Below are 5,357 nucleotides of genomic sequence, written 5' to 3' on the forward strand. Positions count from 1 at the left end.
AATGAGCTTTGCTCTTCAGAATATCACTGCGACCTCCGAGTTCGTGACAATGACTGCACAGTGGAACAATGGAAGGTTTGACAGCTGCGGGTCAAAAATGTAACCTACGCGGGTTTGTTGCGTACGGATAACGAGAGCTCGAAAGCGAAAGGACAGGCAGATGTTTCCAGCAGCACAGGGCGATGTGGTCAAGCTTCATTACACCGGCAGACTGACCAGCGGAGAGGTTTTTGATGCCTCTCCAGCCGATCGGCCACTGCAGTTCGTGATTGGCAAAAAAGAGGTTATTCCTGGTTTTGAACAGGCCGTTGTAGGCATGGTCCGAGGCGAAAAAAAGACGGTAACCGTCGCCGCCGATCAGGCCTATGGCCAGATATTGCCCGAAAAAATAGAAGCGGTGGAGCGGAGCAGAATTCCCAAGGAGGTGGTGCTGAATATCGGGGGAAAACTCGAGGTCACTCAGCATGATGGCAGCCGGTTTTATTTCGAGGTGCTTGCCGTGACGGAGTCGACGGTCACCCTTGACGCCAATCACCCGCTGGCGGGAAAAGATCTGATTTTTGATATTGAAATGCTGGATGTGACAAAGAACCCCAAGTGTGAATCTTTATTCCCAGACTGAACAAAAACGCCTCCTGCCGGGTTCCCGCAGGAGGCGTTTTCTTCTCTGCGGCAGATTATCCCGGCAAAAGCATTTGTACCGCAAGGGCCCCTAGAATTCAGTGGGTTATCCTGAAACGAGCAGGTAAAGTTTTTTCTGTTGCATGGGGCCAGGTTTATCGCCGATAGGGCTTGAGAACGATGGCGCCGATGTCGAGAATCTGACCACTTTCGAGGGACGGGCAACCACCGGAGGCGGATTCAAGCACCCCGTAAGGTTCGCCGGCGACGGGCTGTCCACGGGTTCTGGTTCGGGCGGCCAGACAGTAGGAACCCGCTTCGGGGAGGTAGAGGGTGAACCGGCCTTCCCCATCGACGGGCAGCGATGTGTAATCGGGCATCCGGTGAAAGTCACCGTCCCGATAGGCCAGCACGAAGGCCCCGGCAGCCGGCTGGCCGCGGTCATCGAGGATACGGCCAGTAAAACCGGTCGACCCGGAGGTCAGGGTCCCTTCACGCATGATCATCGACTGCATCATGGTCTGCAGCTGAAAGTCGACTCGGCTGGTGCGGTCCTTTACCACCCGCGTCGGGTTGACCGCCGGGATGGCCCAGGCATCTCCCGGCCGCGGCGGTCCGGCATCGCCCCCCTCCCGGCGCATCCGCGCCACCAGGTAATAGTCTCCATCGATGACATCGAGAAAATAGCTGCCGCGGCTGTCGGTTCGGGCCTCGAAATCCGCCGGGCCGCGCAGGTTGCTGCGCCGGTTGCGATAGGCGTAGACATAGGCTCCGGAGGTAGGCTGGTTGTGGTCGTCCGTGACCAGCCCGCTGATGCCGGTAAGGTTGGCGGCGGGGGCCGCCGACAGGGCCGGGGGATCCGCAGGTGCGCAGGCGCCGAGGGTAGCGATCAGTAAGCCGGTCAACAAGGCCTGCAGGGGCTTTTTTCCGGTCATTGGCTGCCTGTCGGTCAATAGAGCTGAACCAGGGCGCCCCGGTCGACCTGGAGCAGAAACAAGGTCTTGAGAGCGTCTCCGCCAGGCCCGAACGAGGTGCTGCCGGAAACACCGGGAAAATTGACAAGTTGCGTCAAAGCCTGCTGCAGTTCCTGGCGGGAGCGGATCTCGGGACGGTCGAGCTGGGCAAAGAGGATGTTGGCTACATCAAAACCCTGGGCCTCGAGAATAGTCGGTTCTTCGCCGTATTTTGTCAGGTAGTTGTCGACAAACTGGCGGATGGCCGGGTCGGCGCTGGCCAGGAAAAAGCCGTCGACAAAAATCGCGCCCTGCAGGTACCGTCCGGTGGTGCGAAGCAGGTCGGGTGAATTCCAGCCGTTGATGCCGAGCAGCTGGGCGCCCTCGATGCCGTAAAAAACGAGTTGGGGGGCGATCAGGCTGATTTTGTCGGCGTAGTCGGGGATGAACAGGGCCTGAAACGGCAGAGGCGCCCTGCGGACGGTCTCCCTTTCTTTCGCCGCCTCGTCCGGGACATTGGGGTCTTCGCCCTTGAGCAGTTTGACCTGGCGCCGAAAGTCGGTGGCTTTCTCATCGTAGGTCTGGGTCGCTACGACCCGGCCGCCGCGGTATTGAACCTCGCGGATGAACAGGTCGGTCATTTCATAGCCGAGCTTGTTTTCCGGGTGGAGGACGGCGAAGCTGGTGATCCCTTGCCGTTCCATGGCGTGCCGGACCAGGGCTTCCACCTGCTGGCGGCTGGTCAGGGAATTGCGGAAGATGAAGCTGCCGGTCTCGGGCAGGCCGTCGCGGGGGGAGAGGGAGAGCAGCGGGATCCCGATCCTCTGGGCCTGTTCGGCGGCCACCGCTGCCGCGCCGCCGGTTAAGGGGCCGGCGATCGCCATCACCCCGGCTTCGCCGGCGAGTTCGGTGACGATCCGGGCGCTTTCTTCGGCGGCCGCACCGGAATCGCGGAAAACCAGGCGGATCGGCGGCCTGGTCTGGTCGTGGAGCTCGCCGGCGAGTTCCATGCCGCGCCGCACCAGCTGGCCGAAGGTGGCGTAGCGGCCGGTGAGCGGGAGCATGACGCCGATCGAACGCTGCAGAAAGGGGCTGCCGGTCAGCTGTTCCCAGAGGGCGATCGCCTCGTGGCGGTACGGAAAGGGCGTTGAATTCTGGACCACCGCAGCGGTCAGCCGCCTGGCCTCGTCCTGGTCATGCCGGCTGTAGGCGCGCAGCGCCTGCTGCAGCTGGGCGTCCTGGCCGATGGCGGTGCCGCGGAACATGAAGACGGCTTCGTCCAGCTCGGCCGGCGACAGGCGCTCCTTGAGGATGGTGTGGGCCAGTTCCAGCAGCTTGCCATCGGTCGGTTCGGCACTGCGGTGGATGAAGGTCAGGGCTTCCAGGTGGTTGCCGAGGCCGGCCTGGGCTTCGGCCAGGGCGACGATCCGGCGCGAGCGGTCGGCCGGTGTCAGCGGTGCCGGGTCGGTGTTCAGCAGGGTCGCCAGACCGGCCTGGTACTGGCCGGTGGCGACCAGGGAGACGCCTTCGATAAAGAGGGCTTCCGGCCCTTTCTGGTCGGCAGGAATGCGGCCGGTGTAGAGCAGCGCCTCCTGGTGGCTGCCGCTGTTCTGAAAGATCCGGGCCAGGTAAAGATAGGCCCGGGGGAGCTCGGGGGAGTCGTAGTTGCGGATGACAAAACCGCGCAGCAGGGAGAGGGCTTCCTGCGCGTCGCCGCTGTGATACTTGTCGATACCGCGCTGCAGGGCGGGGTCGGCGATCAGGTTGGCCGCGCCGGCCGCAGGAATATGCGACAGGCTGCTGCCGAAAAGCAGGCACAGGATGACCAACCAGCTGCCGAACGTTTTACCCATGCGTCCCTCCATGCCGCGACCGGATCAGTCGAACAGGTTTTTAACTTTGTCGAAAAAGCTTTTGCCCATCGGGTGAACATCTTCGCCGCTCTCCCGGGCGAATTCCTCGAGCAGTTCCTTCTGTCGTGCGGTCAGGTGGGTTGGTGTTTCGATCCGCAGAACGACCAGCTGGTCGCCGCGACCGTACCCCTGCAGGTGAGGGATGCCCTTGCCGGAAAGGTTGAGCACCTTGCCCGACTGGGTGCCGGCCGGTACCTTGATTTTCAGCTTGCCATCAAGGGTCGGTACCTCTATTTCGCAGCCGAGGGCGGCCTGGACAAAGGAGATCGGCGTTTCGCAGATGACATCCTGTCCTTCGCGCTTGAAAATCGGGTGTTCCTTGACCGTGATGACCACGTAAAGGTCGCCCGGCGGGCCGCCCTGGACGCCGAGGTCCCCTTCGCCGCTGAGCTTGAGCCGGTTGCCGGTTTCGACCCCGGCGGGAATCTTCAGGGCGAGGGTCTTCTTGGCCTTGGTCTTGCCGGAGCCACGGCATTCGGGGCAGGGGGTTTCGATCACCCGGCCTTCCCCGGCGCATTCGGGACAGGGGCGGGTCAGGGAGAAAAAGCCCTGCTGGTAGCGGACCTGGCCGGCGCCCTGGCAGGTCGGGCAGGTTTTCGCGCTGGTCCCCTTGCGGGCACCGGAGCCGCCGCACTCGTCGCAGCTCTGGTGCCGCGGAATCTGCACCTTGGTTTCCATCCCGAAAGCGGCTTCTTCGAAGGAGATGGAGAGGTTGTAGCGCAGGTCGTCGCCCCGCCGGCCCCGGCCCCGGCCGCCGCGCGAGCCGCCGCCGCCGAAGATGTCGCCAAAGATATCGCCGAAAATGTCTTCGAAGGGGCTGCCGCCGAAACCGCCCGAAGAAAAACCGCCGCCGTTACCGAGCCCGGCATGACCGAACTGGTCATAGGTGGCGCGCTTCTGGCCGTCGGACAAAACGGCATAGGCTTCGGAAAGCTCCTTGAATTTCTCTTCGGCTTCCTTGTTGCCCGGGTTCTTGTCCGGGTGATGCTGGAGGGCCAGTTTCCGGTAGGCCTTCTTGATCTCGGTTTCGCTGGCGTTGCGGTTGACTCCCAGCACCTCGTAGTAGTCTTGTTTGCCGTTGGCCAAGGGTCGATCTCGTTTCTTTCGTTAGAATGCTTGTAGGGGCACGGCGGACCGTGCCCCTACCGGGTCAAGTAATAACGGGTGTTTGCGCTTACTTCTTGTCTTCGTCGACTTCTTCGAATTCGGCGTCAACCACGTTCTCAGCGCCTTCGCCGCCAGCGGCATCGGCGGCTTGGCCTTCAGCGGTCCCTTCGGCCTGGGCCTTGGCGTACATGGCTTCAGCCAGCTTGTGCGAGGCCTGGGCCAAAGCTTCGGTCTTCTTCTGGATATCTTCGGCGCTTTCGCCTTCCATGGCCTTCTTGAGGTCCTCGAGGGCGCTGGTGATCTTCCCCTTGGTTTCCTCGTCGACCTTGTCGCTGTGCTCGGACAGCGATTTCTCCGTGGTATAGACCAGGCTGTCGGCCTGGTTGCGGGCCTCGATCAGCTCGCGCTTCTTCTTGTCTTCGCCGGAGTGGGCTTCGGCATCCTTGACCATCTTCTCGATCTCCTCGTCGGAGAGGCCGGAAGAGGCGGTAATCCGAATCGACTGCTCCTTTCCGGTGCCGAGGTCCTTGGCGGAAACATGCAGGATGCCGTTGGCGTCGATGTCGAAGGTAACGTCGATCTGCGGTACGCCGCGGGGAGCGGCGGGGATGCCGACCAGTTCGAAGCGGCCGATGGTCTTGTTGTCGGGGGCCATTTCCCGCTCGCCCTGCAGCACGTGGACCGAGACAGCCGGCTGGTTGTCGGCGGCGGTGGAGAAGGTCTGGCTCTTCTTGCAGGGGATGGTGGTGTTCTTCTCGATCAG

5 protein-coding genes are annotated in these 5,357 nt (G+C 62.3%); 1 reads left to right on the top strand and 4 read right to left on the bottom strand.

Features of this window, described 5'->3' with window-relative positions; all coding sequences use genetic code 11:
• Positions 1–160: 160 nt before the first annotated feature.
• Entirely contained in the window at positions 161–622 is a 462-nt protein-coding gene (locus tag ABYV89_RS14175) for an FKBP-type peptidyl-prolyl cis-trans isomerase (protein WP_432823590.1), read from the top strand.
• 154 nt (positions 623–776) lie between these two features.
• Here the strand turns inward: ABYV89_RS14175 and ABYV89_RS14180 are convergent, their stop codons facing one another.
• The 4 genes from ABYV89_RS14180 to ABYV89_RS14195 form a co-directional block, all read right to left on the bottom strand.
• Complete coding sequence (locus ABYV89_RS14180; protein WP_432823591.1) at positions 777–1,556, bottom strand: hypothetical protein; 780 nt, start codon at positions 1,554–1,556, stop codon at positions 777–779.
• A gap of 14 nt (positions 1,557–1,570) precedes the next feature.
• Positions 1,571–3,427 (bottom strand): penicillin-binding protein activator, encoded by a 1,857-nt coding sequence (locus ABYV89_RS14185; protein ID WP_432823592.1) that lies wholly within the window; start codon positions 3,425–3,427, stop codon positions 1,571–1,573.
• Positions 3,428–3,451: 24 nt separating this feature from the next.
• Positions 3,452–4,573, bottom strand: a complete 1,122-nt coding sequence (gene dnaJ / locus ABYV89_RS14190; RefSeq protein WP_432823593.1) for a molecular chaperone DnaJ — start codon at positions 4,571–4,573, stop codon at positions 3,452–3,454.
• 88 nt (positions 4,574–4,661) lie between these two features.
• A partial coding sequence (locus tag ABYV89_RS14195) for an Hsp70 family protein (protein WP_432823594.1) occupies positions 4,662–5,357 on the bottom strand: 696 nt, incomplete at its 5' end.

Origin of the sequence: Trichloromonas sp. (genome assembly GCF_041583255.1) — a bacterium.
Lineage (GTDB): Bacteria > Desulfobacterota > Desulfuromonadia > Desulfuromonadales > Trichloromonadaceae > Trichloromonas.